This is a genomic window from Kitasatospora sp. NPDC097643, assembly GCF_040302625.1.
Classification (GTDB): Bacteria; Actinomycetota; Actinomycetes; order Streptomycetales; family Streptomycetaceae; genus Kitasatospora.
This window is the reverse complement of record NZ_JBEOSA010000049.1, coordinates 1-18,956: the sequence shown is the minus strand read 5'-3', so window position 1 is coordinate 18,956 and position 18,956 is coordinate 1. Positions and strand designations below refer to the sequence as shown.

At 70.7% G+C, this 18,956-nt stretch carries 16 protein-coding genes and 1 pseudogene; all 17 read left to right on the top strand.

What is annotated here, in order from left to right; genetic code table 11:
• The first annotated feature begins 157 nt into the window (after positions 1-157).
• Complete coding sequence (locus ABTY15_RS26980) at positions 158-517, top strand: NADH-quinone oxidoreductase subunit A (RefSeq protein ID WP_030060100.1); 360 nt, start codon at positions 158-160, stop codon at positions 515-517.
• A 100-nt stretch (positions 518-617) separates the two neighbouring features.
• The gene (locus ABTY15_RS26975) at positions 618-1,172 is read left to right on the top strand and encodes a NuoB/complex I 20 kDa subunit family protein (protein WP_031079294.1); all 555 of its coding nucleotides are present in this window, start codon (positions 618-620) and stop codon (positions 1,170-1,172) included.
• Positions 1,169-1,882, top strand: a complete 714-nt coding sequence (locus tag ABTY15_RS26970; protein ID WP_350600683.1) for an NADH-quinone oxidoreductase subunit C — start codon at positions 1,169-1,171, stop codon at positions 1,880-1,882. Before ABTY15_RS26975 ends, ABTY15_RS26970 begins: the two co-directional genes overlap by 4 nt.
• Positions 1,882-3,222, top strand: a complete 1,341-nt coding sequence (locus tag ABTY15_RS26965; RefSeq protein ID WP_350600681.1) for an NADH-quinone oxidoreductase subunit D — start codon at positions 1,882-1,884, stop codon at positions 3,220-3,222. Before ABTY15_RS26970 ends, ABTY15_RS26965 begins: the two co-directional genes overlap by 1 nt.
• Positions 3,219-4,016 (top strand): NADH-quinone oxidoreductase subunit NuoE, encoded by a 798-nt coding sequence (nuoE, locus tag ABTY15_RS26960; RefSeq protein ID WP_350600678.1) that lies wholly within the window; start codon positions 3,219-3,221, stop codon positions 4,014-4,016. Before ABTY15_RS26965 ends, nuoE begins: the two co-directional genes overlap by 4 nt.
• Positions 4,016-5,377, top strand: a complete 1,362-nt coding sequence (gene nuoF, locus ABTY15_RS26955) for an NADH-quinone oxidoreductase subunit NuoF (RefSeq protein ID WP_350600675.1) — start codon at positions 4,016-4,018, stop codon at positions 5,375-5,377. Before nuoE ends, nuoF begins: the two co-directional genes overlap by 1 nt.
• A complete protein-coding gene (locus tag ABTY15_RS26950) occupies positions 5,374-7,920 on the top strand; it encodes an NADH-quinone oxidoreductase subunit G (protein WP_350600673.1) in 2,547 nt (848 codons plus the stop codon). Before nuoF ends, ABTY15_RS26950 begins: the two co-directional genes overlap by 4 nt.
• Positions 7,917-9,260 carry an NADH-quinone oxidoreductase subunit NuoH gene (gene nuoH / locus ABTY15_RS26945; protein ID WP_350600671.1) on the top strand — a complete coding sequence of 448 codons (1,344 nt, stop codon included), beginning with the start codon at positions 7,917-7,919 and terminating at the stop codon, positions 9,258-9,260. Before ABTY15_RS26950 ends, nuoH begins: the two co-directional genes overlap by 4 nt.
• Before the next feature lie 6 nt (positions 9,261-9,266).
• Positions 9,267-9,878 carry an NADH-quinone oxidoreductase subunit NuoI gene (gene nuoI, locus ABTY15_RS26940; protein WP_350600667.1) on the top strand — a complete coding sequence of 204 codons (612 nt, stop codon included), beginning with the start codon at positions 9,267-9,269 and terminating at the stop codon, positions 9,876-9,878.
• The gene (locus ABTY15_RS26935) at positions 9,875-10,807 is read left to right on the top strand and encodes an NADH-quinone oxidoreductase subunit J (RefSeq protein ID WP_350600664.1); all 933 of its coding nucleotides are present in this window, start codon (positions 9,875-9,877) and stop codon (positions 10,805-10,807) included. Before nuoI ends, ABTY15_RS26935 begins: the two co-directional genes overlap by 4 nt.
• Complete coding sequence (nuoK, locus tag ABTY15_RS26930; protein ID WP_195911268.1) at positions 10,804-11,103, top strand: NADH-quinone oxidoreductase subunit NuoK; 300 nt, start codon at positions 10,804-10,806, stop codon at positions 11,101-11,103. The genes ABTY15_RS26935 and nuoK overlap by 4 nt, the downstream gene beginning before the upstream one ends.
• A 14-nt stretch (positions 11,104-11,117) precedes the next feature.
• The gene (gene nuoL / locus ABTY15_RS26925; protein ID WP_350600660.1) at positions 11,118-13,013 is read left to right on the top strand and encodes an NADH-quinone oxidoreductase subunit L; all 1,896 of its coding nucleotides are present in this window, start codon (positions 11,118-11,120) and stop codon (positions 13,011-13,013) included.
• A 111-nt stretch (positions 13,014-13,124) separates the two neighbouring features.
• Positions 13,125-14,759 carry an NADH-quinone oxidoreductase subunit M gene (locus ABTY15_RS26920; protein ID WP_350600655.1) on the top strand — a complete coding sequence of 545 codons (1,635 nt, stop codon included), beginning with the start codon at positions 13,125-13,127 and terminating at the stop codon, positions 14,757-14,759.
• Complete coding sequence (gene nuoN / locus ABTY15_RS26915; RefSeq protein ID WP_350600652.1) at positions 14,756-16,393, top strand: NADH-quinone oxidoreductase subunit NuoN; 1,638 nt, start codon at positions 14,756-14,758, stop codon at positions 16,391-16,393. Before ABTY15_RS26920 ends, nuoN begins: the two co-directional genes overlap by 4 nt.
• A gap of 312 nt (positions 16,394-16,705) precedes the next feature.
• Complete coding sequence (locus ABTY15_RS26910; RefSeq protein ID WP_350600650.1) at positions 16,706-17,716, top strand: polyprenyl synthetase family protein; 1,011 nt, start codon at positions 16,706-16,708, stop codon at positions 17,714-17,716.
• Between the two features lie 94 nt (positions 17,717-17,810).
• A complete protein-coding gene (locus ABTY15_RS26905) occupies positions 17,811-18,473 on the top strand; it encodes a response regulator (RefSeq protein ID WP_350600648.1) in 663 nt (220 codons plus the stop codon).
• A 229-nt stretch (positions 18,474-18,702) separates the two neighbouring features.
• Positions 18,703-18,956: pseudogene (locus ABTY15_RS26900) on the top strand (2-oxoacid:acceptor oxidoreductase subunit alpha); the annotation flags it as partial.

Genomic DNA, 18,956 nt, shown 5'->3' with positions numbered 1-18,956 from the left:
AGATCACAAGCCACCGGGCATAGGATGCGCTCGTTCCAGGCTTTGTGAACTGCCTCACATGAGGTGGATCCAGGGAACTGGAACGCGGGTTCACCTCAGCGTGACCCGCCGGTTCCGATCTGCAGTCAAGGACGACTGGACGGAGGGAGCGGGGGCTATGAATGCCTACGCGCCGATCCTCGTACTCGGTGCCATCGCGGCGGCGTTCGCGGTCGGCTCCGTCGTGATGGCCTCACTCACCGGCCCCAAGCGCTACAACCGGGCCAAGTTGGAGGCGTACGAGTGCGGCATCGAGCCGACCCCGCAGCCCGTGGGCGGCGGTCGGTTCCCGATCAAGTACTACCTGACGGCGATGCTCTTCATCGTCTTCGACATCGAGATCGTCTTCCTTTACCCGTGGGCGGTGACCTTTGACGCCCTGGGGATCTTCGGACTGGTCGAGATGCTCCTGTTCATCGCCACCGTCTTCGTCGCCTACGCCTACGTCTGGCGCCGCGGCGGCCTGGAGTGGGACTGAGCGCGGGGTGGCCGCCGCCCTTGTGAACGAGCGGACAAGCCCGAACGGGCCGGACGTACCAAGGACTTGAGGGCTTCTTGAGGGCATTGAGAGGGATCTGATGGGAATCGAGGAGAAGCTGCCGAGCGGCTTTCTGCTCACGACCGTGGAGACGGCCGCCGGCTGGGTGCGCAAGGCGTCACTCTTCCCGGCCACCTTCGGTCTGGCCTGCTGCGCGATCGAGATGATGACCACCGGGGCCGGCCGCTACGACCTGGCCCGGTTCGGCATGGAGGTCTTCCGGGGCTCCCCCCGGCAGGCCGATCTGATGATCGTGGCGGGCCGGGTGAGCCAGAAGATGGCCCCGGTGCTGCGCCAGGTGTACGACCAGATGGCCAACCCGAAGTGGGTCATCTCGATGGGCGTCTGCGCCTCCTCCGGCGGGATGTTCAACAACTACGCGATCGTGCAGGGCGTCGACCACATCGTCCCGGTGGACATCTACCTGCCCGGCTGCCCGCCCCGCCCGGAGATGCTGATGGACGCGATCCTGAAGCTGCACGACAAGATCCAGCACGAGCCGCTGGGCGTGAACCGCCGCCGGGCCGAGGAGCTCGGCGAGGCGCTCGCCCTCAAGGCCACCCCGATCAGCGAGATGCGGGGGCAGCTGCGATGAACGAGCAGGTACCCGAGACCCGCCGCGAGCAGCCGGTCCGCGAGATCCCGGTCGAGGTGGTCGGCCGCCGCCAGGGCATGTTCGGCGCCCAGGGCAGCGGCGACACCTCCGGCTTCGGCGGTCTGGCAGCCCCGATCGTGCTGCCCGGCCCGAGCGAACGGCCCTACGGCGGCTGGTTCGACGAGGTCGCCGACGAGCTGGAGGGCGCCCTGGAGGAGCAGCACCTGGACCCGGCCGAGGTGATCGAGAAGACCGTCGTCGACCGCGGCGAGCTGACCTTCCACATCGACCGCGAGCACCTCCTGCGCACCGTCCGCACCCTGCGCGACGACCCGGCGCTGCGCTTCGAACTGTGCCTGGGCGTGAGCGGCGTGCACTACCCCGGCGACCAGGGCCGCGAGCTGCACGCGGTCTACCACCTGCGCTCGATCACCCACAACCGGCTGATCCGCCTGGAGGTGACCGCGCCGGACGCCGACCCGCGGATCCCGTCCGTGGTGAGCGTCTACCCGACCAACGACTGGCACGAGCGCGAGGTCTACGACTTCTTCGGCCTGGTCTTCGACGGCCACCCGGCGCTCACCCGGATCATGATGCCGGACGACTGGCTGGGCCACCCGCAGCGCAAGGACTACCCGCTCGGCGGCATCCCCGTCGAGTACAAGGGCGCCCAGATCCCGGCGCCCGACCAGCGGAGGTCGTACAGCTGATGGACACTCAGCACCACGAAGAGGCCCAGCAGGCAGAGCCCCGGGAGACCACCGAGGGCCGGGTCTTCACGGTCACCGGCGGCGACTGGGGCGAGGTGGTCGAGGCGGTCGGCCGGGCCGACGACGAGCGCATCATCGTCAACATGGGCCCCCAACACCCCTCCACCCACGGGGTGTTGCGCCTGATCCTGGAGATCGACGGCGAGACGGTGAAGGAGGCCCGCTGCGGCATCGGCTACCTGCACACCGGCATCGAGAAGAACATGGAGTTCCGCAGCTGGGTCCAGGGCACCACCTTCGTGACCCGGATGGACTACCTGACCCCGCTGTTCAACGAGACCGCGTACTGCCTGGCGGTCGAGAAGCTGCTCGGCATCACCGACGACATCCCGGACCGGGCCAGCGTCATCCGCGTGATGATGATGGAGCTCAACCGGATCTCCTCGCACCTGGTCTGCCTGGCCACCGGCGGCATGGAGATCGGCTCCACCACCCTGATGATCTACGGCTTCCGGGACCGCGAACTGATCCTGGACGCCTTCGAGCTGGTCACCGGCCTGCGGATGAACCACGCGTACGTGCGCCCCGGCGGCCTCGCCCAGGACCTGCCGCCCGGCGCCGTCGACCTGATCCGCGAAGCGGTGAAGACGATCCGCTCCCGGATGCACGAGTACGACAAACTCGCCACCGGCAACCCGGTGTTCAAGGCCCGCCTGGTCGACGTCGGGTTCCTGGACCTGCCCGGCTGCCTGGCCCTCGGCGCCACCGGCCCGATCCTGCGCGCCACCGGCCTGCCGCACGACCTGCGCAAGACCGACCCGTACTGCGGCTACGAGAACTACGACTTCGAGGTCGCGACCACGGACACCGCCGACTCCTACGGCCGCTTCCTGATCCGCCTGGAGGAGATGAAGCAGTCGCTGCGGATCGTCGAGCAGTGCCTGGACCGGCTGCGCCCGGGCCCGGTCATGGTGGCGGACAAGAAGATCGCCTGGCCCGCCCAACTCGCCGTCGGCCCCGACGGCCTGGGCAACTCGCTCGACCACATCCGCACCATCATGGGCACCTCGATGGAGGCCCTGATCCACCACTTCAAGCTGGTCACCGAGGGCTTCCGGGTCCCGGCCGGCCAGGCGTACGCGGCGGTCGAGTCGCCCAAGGGCGAGCTGGGCGTGCACGTGGTCAGCGACGGCGGGACCCGCCCGTACCGGGTCCACTTCCGGGATCCGTCGTTCACCAATCTGCAGTCGATGGCGGCGATGTGCGAGGGCGGCCAGGTCGCCGACGTGATCGTCGCGGTGGCCGGGATCGACCCGGTGATGGGAGGCGTGGACCGGTGACCAATGTCGAACTCGGACTGCCGGCGCTGCCGGCCAAGCCGTACCCCGAGGAGGTGCACGCCCGGCTGGCGGCCGACGCCGCGGAGCTGATCGGCCGCTACCCGGTGGCCCGTTCGGCGCTGCTGCCGCTGCTGCACCTGGTGCAGGCCGAGGAGGGCTTCGTCAGCCCGACCGGCATCCGGTTCTGCGCCGAGCAGCTGGACCTGACCACCGCCGAGGTCACCGCGGTCGCCACCTTCTACACCATGTACCGGCGCCGCCCGGCCGGGACGTACCACGTCGGGGTGTGCACCAACACGCTGTGCGCGGTGCTCGGCGGCGACCAGATCTTCGCGGAGCTCCAGCAGCACCTGGGCATCGGCAACAACGAGACCACCGAGGACGGTGCGATCTCGATCGAGCACATCGAGTGCAACGCGGCCTGCGACTACGCGCCCGTGGTGATGGTCAACTGGGAGTTCTTCGACGACCAGACCCCGGAGAGCGCGAAGCGGCTGGTCGACGACCTGCGCGCGGGCCGGGAGGTCCGCCCGACCCGGGGCGCCCGGCTCTGCGGCTTCAAGGAGACCGCCCGGATCCTGGCCGGCTTCCCCGACGAGCGCCCGGGCGCCAACGACGAGTCCGGCGCCGGCGGCGCGCCCTCGCTGGCGGGGCTGCGGCTGGCCCGCGGCGAGGTGCTGCCCGGCACCGGCGCCGCCAGCAAGGTCGTCGCGCCCCGCCACGAGGAGCGGCTCCGCCACGAGCAGCGGCCCGGTCACGAGGAGCGGCCCGGCCAGGAAGGGACCGAAGCGTGATGACCTCCGCCGAGCCGGCCGAGAAGCTGCTCACCCCCGTGCTGTCCGCCTCCTGGGACGACAGCCGCCCCTGGACGCTCGCCACCTACCGCCGCCACCACGGCTACGAGGGCCTGAAGGCGGCCCTCGCGATGCCCCCGGACGACGTGATCGCCCTGGTCAAGGACGCCGGCCTGCGCGGCCGAGGCGGCGCGGGCTTCCCCACCGGGATGAAGTGGCAGTTCATCCCGCAGAACGACGGTAAGCCGCACTACCTGGTGGTGAACGCGGACGAGTCCGAGCCGGGCACGTGCAAGGACATCCCGCTGCTGTTCGCCAACCCGCACTCCCTCATCGAGGGCATGATCATCGCCTCCTACGCGATCCGCTGCGACCACGCCTTCGTCTACCTGCGCGGCGAGGTCGTCCCGGTGCTGCGCCGCCTGCACGCGGCGGTCGCCGAGGCGTACGGGGCGGGGCTGCTGGGCCGGAACATCCTCGGCTCGGGCGTGGACCTGGACATCACCGTGCACGCCGGCGCCGGCGCCTACATCTGCGGTGAGGAGACGGCGCTGCTGGACTCCCTGGAGGGCCGCCGCGGCCAGCCGAGGCTGCGGCCGCCGTTCCCGGCGATCGCCGGCCTGTACGCCTGCCCGACGGTGGTCAACAACGTCGAGTCGATCGCCTCGGTGCCGCCGATCCTGGCCCGCGGCAAGGAGTGGTTCAAGGGCCTGGGCACCGAGAAGTCCCCGGGCTTCACGCTGTACTCGCTGTCCGGCCACGTCACCAACCCCGGCCAGTACGAGGCGCCGCTGGGCATCACGCTGCGCCAGCTGCTGGACATGAGCGGCGGTGTCCGGGCCGGGCACCGGCTGAAGTTCTGGACCCCGGGCGGTTCGTCGACGCCGATGTTCACCGACGAGCACCTGGACGTCCCGCTGGACTACGAGGGGGTCGGCGCGGCCGGGTCGATGCTCGGCACCAAGGCGCTTCAGGTCTTCGACGAGACCACCTGCGTGGTGCGGGCGGTCACCCGCTGGACCGAGTTCTACGCCCACGAGTCCTGCGGCAAGTGCACGCCGTGCCGCGAGGGCACGTACTGGCTGGTCCAGCTGCTCCGGCGGATCGAGGCCGGTGAGGGCGTCGAGGGCGATCTGGAGAAGCTCCTCGACATCGCCGACAACATCAACGGCAAGTCGTTCTGTGCGCTGGGCGACGGCGCGGCGAGTCCGATCGTCTCCTCGCTCCAGCACTTCCGGGCCGAGTACGAGCAGCACCTGGCCGAGCGCCGCTGCCCGTTCGACCCGGCCGCCTCCACCGTCTGGGCCGACGGCCCCCGCCCCGGCCACCAGTCCGCCACCGAGAGGGAGGTGCACGCGTGACGATCACAGAGCCAACTGCCGCCAAGGCCCCGGTCGAACTGGTCACGCTCACCATCGACGGCGTCGAAGTGCAGGTCCCCAAGGGGACGTTGGTGATCCGGGCCGCCGAGACGATCGGCACCCAGATCCCGCGCTTCTGCGACCATCCGCTGCTGGATCCGGCCGGTGCCTGCCGGCAGTGCATCGTCGAGATCGAGGGTCAGCGCAAGCCGGTCGCCTCCTGCACCATTCCGGTGGCGGAGGGCATGGTGGTGCGCACCCAGCTGAGTTCGCCGGTGGCGGAGAAGGCGCAGCGCGGCGTGATGGAGCTGCTGCTGATCAACCATCCGCTGGACTGCCCGGTGTGCGACAAGGGCGGCGAGTGCCCGTTGCAGAACCAGGCGATGTCGACGGGTGACGCGCAGTCCCGGTTCGAGGGGGTGAAGCGCACCTACCCGAAGCCGGTGCCGATCAGCAGCCAGGTGTTGCTGGACCGGGAGCGCTGTGTGCTGTGTGCGCGCTGCACCCGGTTCTCGCAGCAGATCGCCGGGGATCCGTTCATCGATCTGGTGGAGCGCGGGGCGCTCCAGCAGGTCGGTACCGGTGAGGGGGACGACTTCGAGTCGTACTTCTCGGGGAACACGATCCAGATCTGCCCGGTGGGCGCGTTGACGTCGGCGGCTTATCGTTTCCGCTCGCGTCCGTTCGACCTGGTGTCCTCGCCGAGTGTGTGCGAGCACTGTTCGGCGGGTTGCGCGCAGCGCACGGACCACCGCCGGGGCAAGGTGCTGCGCCGGCTGGCGGGCGAGGATCCGGCGGTGAACGAGGAGTGGAACTGCGACAAGGGCCGGTTCGCGTTCCGGTACGCGCAGCAGCGGGACCGGCTGACCACGCCGCTGGTGCGGGTGGACGGCGAGCTGGTGCCGGCGTCGTGGCCGGAGGCGCTGGCCCGGGCGGCGCAGGGTCTGCGCGGGGTCCGGGCGGGGGTGTTGACCGGTGGCCGGGTGACGGTGGAGGACGCGTACGGCTACGCGAAGTTCGCGCGGGTGGTGCTGGGCACCAACGACGTGGATTTCCGGGCCCGGGCGCACAGTGGTGAGGAGGCGGACTTCCTGGCGGCGGCGGTGGCCGGGCGCGGGGTGGACGTGGACGGCTCCGGGGTGTCCTACGAGGAGTTGGAGGGCGCGCCGGCGGTGTTGCTGGCGGGTCTGGAGCCGGAGGAGGAGGCGCCGATCGTCTTCCTGCGGTTGCGCAAGGCGGGCCGGGCCCGTGGTTTGCGGGTGTTCTCGGTGGCGGCGTTCGCGTCGCGGGGCCTGGCGAAGCTGCGGGGGGCGTTGTTGCCGGCGGCTCCGGGGACGGAGGCGGAGTGGTTCGCGGCGTTGGCGGCGGACGAGCCGTTGAACGACGAGGCGGGCCGGGCGGCGGAGCTGTTGCGGTCGCCGGGTGCGGTGATCCTGGTGGGCGAGCGGCTGGCGGCGGCGCCGGGTGCGTTGACGGCGGTGTTGCGGTTGGCGCACGCGACGGGTGCCCGGTTGGCGTGGGTGCCGCGCCGGGCGGGGGAGCGGGGCGCGGTGGAGGCGGGTGTGCTGCCGGGTCTGTTGCCGGGTGGCCGTCCGGTGGCGGCTCCGGTGGCGCGGGCGCAGGCGGCGGCGGTGTGGGGGGTGCCGGAGTTGCCGGCGCGGCCGGGCCGGGACACCGATCAGATGTTGGCGGCGGCGGCGCGGGGCGATCTGGACGCGTTGCTGGTGGGCGGGGTGGATCCGGACGATCTGCCGGATCCGGCGTTGGCGGACGAGGCCTTGGCGGCGGTGCCGTTCGTGGTGTCGCTGGAGTTGCGGCCTTCGGCGGTGACGGCGCGTGCGGACGTGGTGTTGCCGGTGGCGGCGGTGGCGGAGAAGGCGGGCACCTTCCTGGACTGGGAGGGCCGGGTGCGGATGTTCGAGGCCGCGCTCAAGCCGGATCAGTTGATGGGCCGTCATCTGTATGCGGATGTCCGGGTGTTGTCGATGCTGGCGGACGCGATGGGGCACCGGCTGGGTTTGCCGGATGTCCGGGCGGCGCGGCTGGAGCTGGACAGGTTCGAGCCGTGGGCGGGTGACCGTGCGGCGGATCCGGCGGCGCATCCGGGTCTGTTGCCGCGGCCGGCCACCGGTCAGGCGGTGTTGGCGGGTTGGCGGCTGCTGCTGGACAACGGTTCCTTGCAGGAGGGCGATCCGCACTTGGCGGGGACGAGGCACCGGGCGGTGGCCCGGTTGGCGGCGACGACGGCGCGGGAGATCGGGGCCGAGGCGGGTGGCCTGGTGCGGTTGACCGGCCCGGCGGGGTCGGTGACGTTGCCGCTGGAGGTGGTCGAGGGGATGCCGGACCGGACGGTGTGGGTTCCGTTGAACTCGACGCCGGGTGGCGCGCAGCGCGCGCTCGGTACGACGGTGGGCCATCTGGTGACGGTGGCGGCCGCCGGTGCGGAGCCGGCCGTCCGGGACGGGGCCGCGGCGGTTGCCGGGGATCCGGCCGGTGCGGGTGCGGGCCGTGAGGACGCGGGCAGTGAGGGGGAGGTCCGATGACTCCGCAGCCGTACGAGACGTTGCAGTTCTTCGGCCAGGACCCGTGGTGGCTGGTGCTGCTGAAGGCGGTGTTCTGTTTCGCCTTCCTGGTGCTGACGGTGCTGGTGGCGATCGTCTGGGAGCGCAAGGTGGTGGCCTGGATGCAGTTGCGCATCGGGCCGAACCGGCACGGCCCGTGGGGGTTGTTGCAGTCGCTGGCGGACGGCGTGAAGCTGGCGCTGAAGGAAGACCTGGTGGTCAAGGGCTCGGACAAGGTGGTCTACGTCCTGGCTCCGATCGTCTGCGCGATTCCGGCGTTCATGGCCTTCGCGGTGATCCCGTTCGGTCCGGCCGACAACGAGGTGTCGATCTTCGGCACCCGGACGGCGATGCAGTTGACGGACTTCCCGGTGGCGCTGCTGTACATCCTGGCGACGGCTTCGGTGGGCATCTACGGGATCGTGCTGGCGGGTTGGTCGTCGGGTTCGACGTATCCGCTGCTGGGCGGGTTGCGGTCGTCGGCGCAGATGATCAGCTACGAGATCGCGATGGGTCTGTCCTTCGCGGCGGTGTTCATCTACTCGGGGTCGATGTCGACGTCGGAGATCGTGGCGCACCAGCAGTCGACGTGGTTCGCGGCGTTGTTGCCGGTGTCGTTCATCGTCTACATCATCGCGATGGTCGGTGAGACGAACCGGGCGCCGTTCGACCTTCCGGAGGCGGAGGGCGAGCTGGTCGGGGGTTTCAACACCGAGTACTCCTCGTTGAAGTTCGCGATGTTCATGCTGGCCGAGTACGTGAACATGGTGACGGTGTCGGCGGTGGCGTCGACGTTGTTCCTGGGCGGCTGGCGGGCGCCGTGGCCGGTGTCCACGTTCTGGGAGGGCGCGAACCACGGCTGGTGGCCGATGCTGTGGATCGTCCTGAAGATCCAGTTGCTGCTGTTCTTCTTCATCTGGTTGCGCGGGACGCTGCCGCGGTTCCGCTACGACCAGTTCATGAAGCTGGGCTGGAAGGTGCTGATCCCGGTCTCGTTGGTGTGGCTGGTGCTGATCGCGAGTGTGCGGGCGCTGCGCAACGAGGGGTACGGCTTCGGCGAGGTGGTGCTGTACGTGGGTGCCCCGGTGGGGGTGCTGTTGTTGCTGGTGCTGCTGCGGGACTTCCTGCGGAAGGGTCCGGAGCCCGCTGTGACATTCAACGACGGGCCGGTGAACGGCGGCGAGTTCGATCCGTTGGCGGGCGGTTATCCGGTGCCGCCGCTGCCCGGTCAGGTGTTGCCGCCGGTGCCCCGTCGGCGCAGCCGGGCCCCGAAGCAACTGCAGGACGCCCTGAACGGGGCCGATCACTCCGAAGGGAGCTGAACCGAGATGTCGTCCGATCAGACGGACCGGCCCGGCGGGGCGGAGCGGCCCGAGCGGCCGTCGGTCCTGGGCCCGGCCGCCGGCTTCGGCGTGACCTTCAAGGCCATGTTCAAGAAGCGGCTGACCGAGCAGTATCCGGAGCAGAAGAAGCCGACCGCGCCGCGTTTCCACGGCCGTCACCAGCTGAACCGTTACCGGGACGGCCTGGAGAAGTGCGTGGGCTGCGAGTTGTGCGCGTGGGCGTGCCCGGCCGACGCGATCTACGTGGAGGGCGGGGACAACCGGGACGAGGAGCGTTACTCGCCCGGTGAGCGGTACGGCGCGGTGTATCAGATCAACTACGCCCGCTGCATCCTGTGCGGGCTGTGCGTGGAGGCGTGCCCGACCCGCGCGTTGACCATGACGAACGAGTACGAGCTGGCGGACTCCTCGCGCAAGGACCTGATCTTCACCAAGGAGCAGTTGCTGGTGGGCCTGTCCGAGGGCATGGTCGACACCCCGCACGCGATCTTCCCGGGCACCGACGAGGGTGCGTACTACCGGGACGAGATCACCTCGGCGGCGCCGGGGACGGTCCAGCAGGAGCGCACCGACCGGGAGCCGGAGGTGCGGCCGTGAACAGCTGGAAACTGGCCGCCGTGGCCGGGGCGACCTCCACCGGGGAGGCCGTGCAGTTCTGGGTGCTCGCGGTGATCGCGGTGGGCGGCGCGCTGGGCATGGTGCTGATGCGCAAGGCCGTGCACAGCGCGCTCTGCCTGGCGGCGACGATGATGGCGCTGGCGGTCTGTTACATGGCCGAGGGCGCGGTGTTCCTGGGCGTGGTGCAGATCGTCGTCTACACCGGCGCGATCATGATGCTGTTCCTGTTCGTGGTGATGCTGGTCGGTGTGACCAGCGAGGACTCCTTGAAGGAGCAGCTGAAGGGCCAGCGGTTCGCCGCGGTGCTGTGCGGGCTGGGCTTCGGGGTGCTGCTGATCGCCGGGATCGCGAACGCGAAGCTGAGCCACTTTACCGGCCTGGCGGAGGCGAACGCGGAGGGCAATGTGCCGGGTCTGGCCCGGCTGATCTTCACCCGGTACGTGTGGGCGTTCGAGGTGACCGGCGCGCTGCTGATCACCGCGGCGATCGGTGCGATGGTGCTGACCCACCGGGAGCACGTGAAGGCGCCGAAGACGCAGCGCGAGCTGGCGGAGCAGCGGGTGCGGGACAACATCCAGGTGCCGCCGCTGCCGGCGCCGGGGGTGTACGCGCGGCACAACGCGGTGGACGTGCCGGCGCTGTTGCCGGACGGCACGGTGGCGGAGGACTCGGTGATGGCGACGCTGCGCGAGCGGGGTCAGGTCCGGGACGTCAGCCAGGAGATGCTGCGGCGGATGGCCGAGTTGGAGAACAGCACGGCGGACTGGCTGGGCCGGGCGTCGTCCGAGCGGCCGCCGGTCGCCGGGCCGCGCAAGACCCTGGAGCCGGTGCGGGCGGCCAACGGTTCGAACGGCGCGAACGGCACGAGCGGTGCGAGCGGCGGGGCCGGCGAGGAGGGCGTGGAGTGAATCCGGTCAACTACCTGTATCTGTCGGCCCTGTTGTTCACCATCGGCGCCGCCGGCGTGCTGATCCGGCGCAACGCGATCGTGTTGTTCATGTGCGTCGAGTTGATGCTGAACGCCTCGAACCTGGCCCTGGTGACCTTCTCCCGGCTGCACGGCACCCTGGACGGTCAGATCATCGCGTTCTTCACCATGGTGGTCGCGGCGGCCGAGGTCGTGGTCGGCCTCGCGATCATCGTCTCCATCTTCCGGACCAGGCACTCCGCTTCGGTCGACGACAGCAACCTGATGAAGCTGTAGGCGGAGGGCCTTCGGTGAACTCTCTCATTCCGCTGCTGGTGGCGGCTCCGTTGGCCGGTGCCGCCCTGCTGCTGCTCGGCGGTCGGGCCCTGGACCGGGTCGGCCACTGGCTGGCCACCGCGCTCGCCGCGTTGTCCTTCGGCTTCGGCCTGGCGCTGTTCTCGGACATGCTGGGCCGGGCCGCCGACGACCGGGCGCTGACGAAGTACCTGTTCACCTGGATCCAGGTGGACGGCTTCCGGGCCGACGTGTCGTTCCGGCTGGACCAGCTGTCGATGACCTTCGTCCTGCTGATCACCGGTGTCGGCACGCTGATCCACCTGTACTCGGTGGGCTACATGGCGCACGACGAGCGTCGGCGCCGGTTCTTCGCGTACCTCAACCTGTTCCTGGCCGCCATGCTGCTGCTGGTGGTCGCCGACAACTACCTGCTGCTGTACGCCGGTTGGGAGGGCGTGGGGCTGGCCTCCTACCTGCTGATCGGTTTCTGGCAGCACAAGCCGAGCGCGGCGACGGCGGCGAAGAAGGCGTTCATCGTCAACCGGGTCGGCGACCTGGGCCTGTCGATCGCGATCATGCTGATGTTCGCCGAGTTCGGCTCGTTCGCCTTCCAGCCGGTGTTCGGCGCGGCGCACGAGGCGAGCGAGGGCAAGCTGACGGCGATCGGCCTGATGCTGCTGCTGGCGGCCTGCGGCAAGTCGGCGCAGGTGCCGTTGCAGTCCTGGCTCGGCGACGCGATGGAGGGCCCGACCCCGGTGTCGGCGCTGATCCACGCGGCGACCATGGTGACCGCCGGCGTCTACCTGATCACCCGCTCCTCGGCGATCTTCGACCTGGCGCCGGACGCGCAGACCGCCGTGGTGGTGGTCGGCGCGGTCACGCTGCTGTTCGGTGCGATCGTCGGTTGCGCGAAGGACGACATCAAGAAGGCGCTGGCCGGTTCGACGATGTCGCAGATCGGCTACATGGTGCTGGCGGCGGGCCTGGGCCCGATCGGCTACGCCTTCGCGATCATGCACCTGGTGACGCACGGCTTCTTCAAGGCCGGGCTGTTCCTGGGCGCCGGGTCGGTCATGCACGGCATGGACGACGAGGTGAACATGCGTCACTACGGCGGCCTGCGTAAGTACATGCCGGTCACCTTCGTCACCTTCGGCCTCGGCTACCTGGCGATCATCGGCTTCCCCGGGCTGTCCGGCTTCTTCTCCAAGGACAAGATCATCGAGGCGGCCTTCGCCAAGGGCGGCACCGAGGGCTGGATCCTCGGCCTGTGCACGCTGGTCGGCGCCGCGGTCACCGCGTTCTACATGACCCGGGTGATGCTGCTGACCTTCTTCGGCGAGAAGCGCTGGCAGACCGACGAGGACGGCAACGCCCCGCACCCGCACGAGTCGCCGCGGACCATGACGCTCCCGATGGTCCTACTGGCCTTCGGCTCCGTCTTCGCGGGCGGGCTGTTCGCCTACAACGACTCCTTCCTGACCTGGCTGGAGCCGGTCACCGGCTACCAGGAGGGCGACTCGCCGCTGACCCCGATGGTGGTCACCGTGCTGACCACCATCTGCATGCTGGTCGGCGTCGGCGTCTCGTACCTGATGTACGGGCGCTCCGCCGTCCCGGTGGTGCCGCCGGTCGGCTCCCCGCTCACCCGGGCGGCCCGCCGCGACCTGCTCCAGGACGACTTCAACCACGCCGTCCTGGTCCGGCCCGGCTCGGCGCTCACCGCCACGCTGGTCTACTTCGACAGCCGCGGCCTGGACGGCTTCGTCAACGGCCTGGCCGCCACCATCGGCGGGCTCTCCAGCCGGCTGCGGCGGCTCCAGAACGGCAACGTCCGCTCGTACGCGCTCTCCATGTTCGGCGGCACGCTGGTGCTGGTCGCCACGACTCTCCTGATGAGGTCCGTGTGATGACTCGTCCTAATTCAAACCGGGGAGGTGCCGCATGAGCGAGCGAAGCGAGCGAATCATCGAAAGGCGCGCGTGGGCGAATGCCCCTGCCGAGCGAAGCGAGGTGGGAGCATGAGCATCCTGCTCACCGTCACCTGCGCCGTCCCGGCGGCCGGCGCGGTGCTGACCGCCGCGCTGCCCGCCGGGTCCACCGAGCGCCGGCGCTCGACCACCAAGGCCGTCGCCCTCGGCGTCTCGGCCGTCACCCTGGTGCTGGCCGCCGTGGTGGCCGTCCGGTTCGACCCGCACGGCGCCCGCTACCAGCTGACCGAGTCGTACAGCTGGATCCGCTCCTTCGGCATCACCTTCGCGCTCGGCGTGGACGGCATCGGCGCCGTCCTCGCCCTGCTCACCGCCGTCCTGGTGCCGGTGGTGATGCTCGCCTCCTGGCACGACGCCGACCCGGCACCAGCCGGGCCCGACGGCACGTTCGCCCCCGACACTTTTGAGGGCAGGCGGCGCACCCAGGGCTTCTTCGCCCTGATCCTGGCGGTGGAGGCGATGGTGATCGTCTCCTTCTATGCCACCGACGTCTTCGTGTTCTACGTGTTCTTCGAAGCCATGCTGATCCCGATGTACTTCCTGATCGGCGGCTTCGGCGACCGGGCCGGCGGCCCCGAGTCGGCCCGCCAGCGCTCCTACGCGGCCGTCAAGTTCCTGCTCTACAACCTGCTCGGCGGCCTGGTCATGCTGGCCGCCGTGATCGGCCTGTACGTGATCGCGCAGGACCAGGGCTTCGCCACCTTCGACCTGCCGACCCTGAGCACGGCGATCGCCGACGGCAAGCTCCAGTTCTCCGGCACCGCCGAGAACGCGCTGTTCCTGGGCTTCTTCTTCGCCTTCGCGGTGAAGGCCCCGCTGTGGCCGCTGCACACCTGGCTGCCGAACGCGATGGGCGAGGCCACCGCCGGCACCGCGGTGCTGATCACCGCCGTGGTCGACAAGGTCGGCACCTTCGCGATGCTGCGCTTCTGCCTGGGCCTGTTCCCGGACGCCTCGAAGACCTTCGCCCCCGCGATCCTGGTCCTCTCGCTGATCGGGATCGTCTACGGCGCGCTGCTGGCCGTCGGCCAGAAGGACATCAAGCGCCTGGTCGCCTACGCCTCGATCTCGCACTTCGGCTTCATCATCATGGGGATCTTCGCGCTGACCAGCCAGGGCCAGAGCGGCGCCACCCTCTACATGGTCAACCACGGCATCTCCACCGCCGCGTGGATGCTGGTCGCCGGCTTCCTGATCTCCCGCCGCGGCTCGCGCCTGATCGCCGACTACGGCGGCGTGCAGAAGGTCGCCCCGGTACTCGCCGGGACCTTCCTGATCGGCGGCCTGGCCACCCTGTCGCTGCCCGGGCTCGCCCCGTTCGTCAGCGAGTTCCTGGTGCTGGTGGGCACGTTCACCCGCTACCCGGCGATCGGCATCATCGCCACCTTCGGCATCGTGCTGGCCGCGCTGTACGCGCTGCTGCTGTACCAGCGCACCATGACCGGCCCGGTGAAGGCCGGGGTGGGCGGGATGCCCGACCTCAAGGCCCGCGAACTCGCCGTCGTCGCCCCGCTGGTGGCGCTGACCATCCTGCTCGGCGTCTACCCCAAGCCGCTCACCGACCTGGTCAACCCCTCGGTGAACGCGACGCTCTCGCAGATCCACGAGACCGACCCGGCGCCGGCCCACCCGGCCGCCGCCACCTCAGGAGGTGAGCACAAGTGAGCACCACCGGCCTGCTCGCCGCCGCGGGCGGCAACACCCCCAGCATCCCGGCGCCGCACCTGGAGTACGGCCAGCTCTCCCCGATGCTGGTGGTGTTCGGCGCCGCCGTGGCCGGCGTCCTGGTGGAGGCCTTCGTGCCCCGCCGGCTGCGGCACTGGACCCAGGTGACGCTCGCCCTGGCCGGGCTGATCGGCTCCTTCGTCGCCGTGGTGGTGCTCGCCGCGCAGGGCCACGGCACCACCAAGGTGGACCTGCTGGCCATGGAGTCGGTCGCCATGGACGGCCCGGCGCTGTTCCTCCAGGGCGTGATCCTGCTGGTCTCCGTGGTCGCGGTGCTCACCTACGCGGAGCGCCGGCTGGAGCCCAAGGCCGGCGGCCTGCCCGCCGACGCGTTCGCCGCCCAGGCCTCCGCCACCCCCGGCGGCGAGCAGGAGCGGGCCGCGATCCGGGCCGGGTTCGGCACCTCCGAGGTCTTCCCGCTCACCATGTTCGCGGTCGGCGGCATGCTGCTGTTCCCCGCCGCCAACGACCTGCTGACCATGTTCGTGGCGCTGGAGGTCTTCTCCCTCCCGCTCTACCTGCTGTGCGCGCTGGCCCGGCGCCGCCGGCTGCTCTCCCAGGAGGCGGCCGTCAAGTACTTCCTGCTCGGCGCCTTCGCCTCGGCGTTCTTCCTGTTCGGCACCGCCCTGCTGTACGGCTACGCGGGCAGCGTCAAGCTCGGCGACATCGCGGACGTCATCGCCGGCAAGGCCATGCTGAACCCGGCCCTGGCGAGCAGCACCCAGAGCGACGCGCTGCTGCTGACCGGCCTCGCGATGCTCGCCGTCGGCCTGCTGTTCAAGGTCGGCGCCGTGCCCTTCCACGCCTGGACCCCCGACGTGTACCAGGGCGCGCCGACCCCGGTGACCGGCTTCATGGCGGCCGCCACCAAGGTCGCGGCCTTCGGGGCGTTCCTGCGCCTCTTCTACGTGGCCTTCCCCGGCCTGCGGCTGGACTGGCGGCCGGTCATGTGGGGGGTGGCCATCCTCACCATGGTGGTCGGCGCGGTCCTCGCGGTGACCCAGCAGGACGTGAAGCGGCTGCTCGCCTACTCCTCGATCGCGCACGCCGGGTTCATCCTGACCGGCGTCATCGCCACCACCCGGCAGGGCCTCGGCTCGGTGCTGTTCTACCTGCTCGCGTACTCCTTCGTGACGCTCGGCGCGTTCGCCGTGGTCACCCTGGTGCGCGACTCCAAGGGCGAGGCGACCCACCTGTCCAGCTGGGCGGGGCTCGGCCGGCGCTCGCCGCTGGTGGCGGCGGTGTTCGCGCTGTTTCTGCTGGCCTTCGCCGGGATCCCGCTGACCTCCGGGTTCACCGGCAAGTTCGCGGTGTTCCAGGCGGCGGCGGCCGGCGGCGCGACCCCGCTGGTGATCGTCGGTGTGCTGAGCTCGGCGGTGGCCGCGTTCTTCTACATCCGGGTGATCGTGCTGATGTTCTTCTCGGACCCGAAGCCGGGCGGTCCGACGGTGGCGATCCCCAGCGCCTTCACGGCGACCGCGATCGGCTTCGGGGTGCTCGTCACGCTGGGTCTCGGCCTGCTGCCGCAGTACTTCCTGGACCTGGCGTCCAAGGCCGCGCTGTTCGTCCGCTGACCCGGCGGCGCCGCCCCGGCGGCCCGCCCCGGAGGCCGTGCCCCGGAAGCCCGCCTCCACCCCCGCCCCGGCCCCGGCCGGGCCGGCGCCCGGATATTCCGGGCCCCGGCCCGGCCTTTATTTCCGCACCAATTCACCCCCACCGCCGCACCGCCCCCACAGCCGCCCTGACCAGGGCTTCCGGCCGGATCATGACAGGATCCGCACGCCCGTGCAGTGATCCACTCGTGACCGGATACCCTGCCTGTATGGCCAGCGGCGGCACTCAGGGACCAGGCCGCTAGATCGACCAGGGACAGAGGAGTGGTCTTCGTGACCGTCGTGGGACCCTTCGGGCTCAGCGTGCAGGACCGCGACCTGACCCGGGACGTCCAGGCCGGACTGGACGCGGTGGAAGCGGCGCTCGCCGAGGCCGTCAAGAGCGACGTCCCCTTCATCACCATCACCGCCAGTCACCTCATCGAAGCCGGCGGCAAGCGCTTCCGCCCGCTGCTCCTGCTGCTCGCCGCCCAGTTCGGCGACGCCGGAGCCCCCGGGGTGGTGCCGGCCGCCGTCGTCGTCGAGCTCACCCACCTCGCCACCCTGTACCACGACGACGTCATGGACGAGGCCCCGGTGCGCCGCGGCGCCCCCAGCGCCAACTCCCGCTGGGACAACTCGGTGGCCATCCTCACCGGCGACTTCCTCTTCTCCCGCGCCTCCCAGGTGCTCGCCGACCTCGGCCCCGAGGCCGTCCGGATGCAGGCCGACGCCTTCGAACGGCTCGTCACCGGCCAGATCCTGGAGACCCGCGGCCCCGGCCCGGACGGCGACCCGCTGCTGCACTACCTCGACGTGCTCGCCGGCAAGACCGGCTCGCTGATCGCCGTCTCCTGCCGGCTGGGCGCGCTCACCGCCGGCGCCGAGCCCTGGATGATCGACACCCTCAGCGAGTTCGGCGAGCGGATCGGCATCGCCTTCCAGCTGGCCGACGACGTGCTCGACATCGCCAGCGACGGCCACGAGTCCGGCAAGACCCCCGGCACCGACCTGCGCGAGGGCGTGCCCACCCTGCCCACCCTGCTGCTGGGCCAGATGCCCGCCGACCCCGCCGACCCCGCCGACACCCGGCTGCGCGAGCTGCTCGACCAGGACCTCGCCGACGACGACCGGCACGCCGAGGCGCTGCGGCTGCTGCGCCACCACCCCGCCCTGGAGCGCGCCCGCCGGGAGACCTTGCGCCAGGCCGAGGAGGCCCGCGCACTGCTCGCCCCGCTGCCGGACTGCCCGGCGAAGGCGGCCCTGGAAGCGCTCTGCGACTCGGTGGCCATCCGCACCATGTAGGCGAGGGGGCCGCCCGGTACGGAAACCCACCGGCGGGCGGTCCACCTTTGCGGAAGACTGACCCCGGTCCGTTCACCCCTGCCGGAAGGTCGCCATGCGTCGCGTCGTCATCGCCGAGGACTCCGTACTGCTGAGGGAGGGTCTGACCCGGCTGCTCACCGACCGGGGCCTGGAGGTCGTGGCGGGCGTCGGCGACGGCGAGGCGCTGCTGCGCACCATCCACGAGCTGGCCGCCGCCGACGCGCTGCCGGACGTCGTCGTCTCGGACGTGCGGATGCCCCCCAGCCATACCGACGAGGGCCTGCGCGCCTGCGTCGAGCTGCGCGGCCACTACCCGGCGCTGGGCGTCCTGGTGCTGTCACAGTTCGTGGAGGAGCGTTACGCCTCCGAACTGCTGGCCGGTTCCACCCGGGGCGTCGGCTACCTGCTGAAGGACCGGGTCGCCGAGGTGCGCGAGTTCGCCGACGCGGTGGTCCGGGTCGCCGAGGGCGGCACCGCGCTGGACCCGGAGGTGGTGCAGCAGCTGCTCAGCCGCAGCCGCAAGGGCGACGTCCTGGCCAACCTCACGCCGCGCGAGCGCGAGGTGCTGGGGCTGATGGCCGAGGGGCGCACCAACGCCGCCGTGGCGAAGCAGCTGGTGGTCTCGGACGGCGCGGTGGAGAAGCACGTCAGCAACATCTTCCTCAAGCTGGGCCTGGCGCAGAGCCCGGAGGACCACCGCCGGGTGCTGGCGGTGCTCACCTACCTCGACTCGTAGCCGGGGTGTTGTCGTGCGGCCGTCGGAATGATCTCCGGCGGCCGCGCGTTGTAGCGGGTGTGCGGTAGGGGCGCGGGTCGGTGTTTCCGCGCGGGTCCGGTGTTTTCCCGCCGCACGCGGGAGTTCCGTCCGAGACCGAGCCCCCGCGCATAGGATGCGAGAGGTGCACCAGCGGACGGGGCACGGGGCCGCGCCCGCGGGTGGTGTGCCCTCTAGGAGGTCCGCCGCAGTGACCAGTCAGGTCGATCAGTCAGAGGCAGTGGACGGCTCGGACGGCGACGAGGGTCGTACCGGGAACGGTGACGGGCGCACCGGTCCGAGCGCGCCCGCCGGCCCCTCCGGCCCGGGCGACGCCGCGAAGAGGCGGGCCAAGCCGATCCGCAGACTCGACCGCGTGATCATTCGTTTTGCCGGTGATTCCGGTGACGGTATGCAGTTGACGGGTGACCGTTTCACGTCGGAGACGGCGTCGTTCGGTAATGA

What these genes read in the sequence shown, in the direction of transcription:
- ABTY15_RS26980 (WP_030060100.1), top strand. Translation starts at nt 158, where the DNA reads ATGAATGCCTACGCGCCGATCCTCGTACTCGGTGCCATCGCGGCGGCG.
- ABTY15_RS26975 (WP_031079294.1), top strand. Translation starts at nt 618, where the DNA reads ATGGGAATCGAGGAGAAGCTGCCGAGCGGCTTTCTGCTCACGACCGTG.
- ABTY15_RS26970 (WP_350600683.1), top strand. Translation starts at nt 1,169, where the DNA reads ATGAACGAGCAGGTACCCGAGACCCGCCGCGAGCAGCCGGTCCGCGAG.
- ABTY15_RS26965 (WP_350600681.1), top strand. Translation starts at nt 1,882, where the DNA reads ATGGACACTCAGCACCACGAAGAGGCCCAGCAGGCAGAGCCCCGGGAG.
- nuoF (WP_350600675.1), top strand. Translation starts at nt 4,016, where the DNA reads ATGACCTCCGCCGAGCCGGCCGAGAAGCTGCTCACCCCCGTGCTGTCC.
- nuoH (WP_350600671.1), top strand. Translation starts at nt 7,917, where the DNA reads ATGACTCCGCAGCCGTACGAGACGTTGCAGTTCTTCGGCCAGGACCCG.
- nuoI (WP_350600667.1), top strand. Translation starts at nt 9,267, where the DNA reads ATGTCGTCCGATCAGACGGACCGGCCCGGCGGGGCGGAGCGGCCCGAG.
- ABTY15_RS26920 (WP_350600655.1), top strand. Translation starts at nt 13,125, where the DNA reads ATGAGCATCCTGCTCACCGTCACCTGCGCCGTCCCGGCGGCCGGCGCG.
- ABTY15_RS26905 (WP_350600648.1), top strand. Translation starts at nt 17,811, where the DNA reads ATGCGTCGCGTCGTCATCGCCGAGGACTCCGTACTGCTGAGGGAGGGT.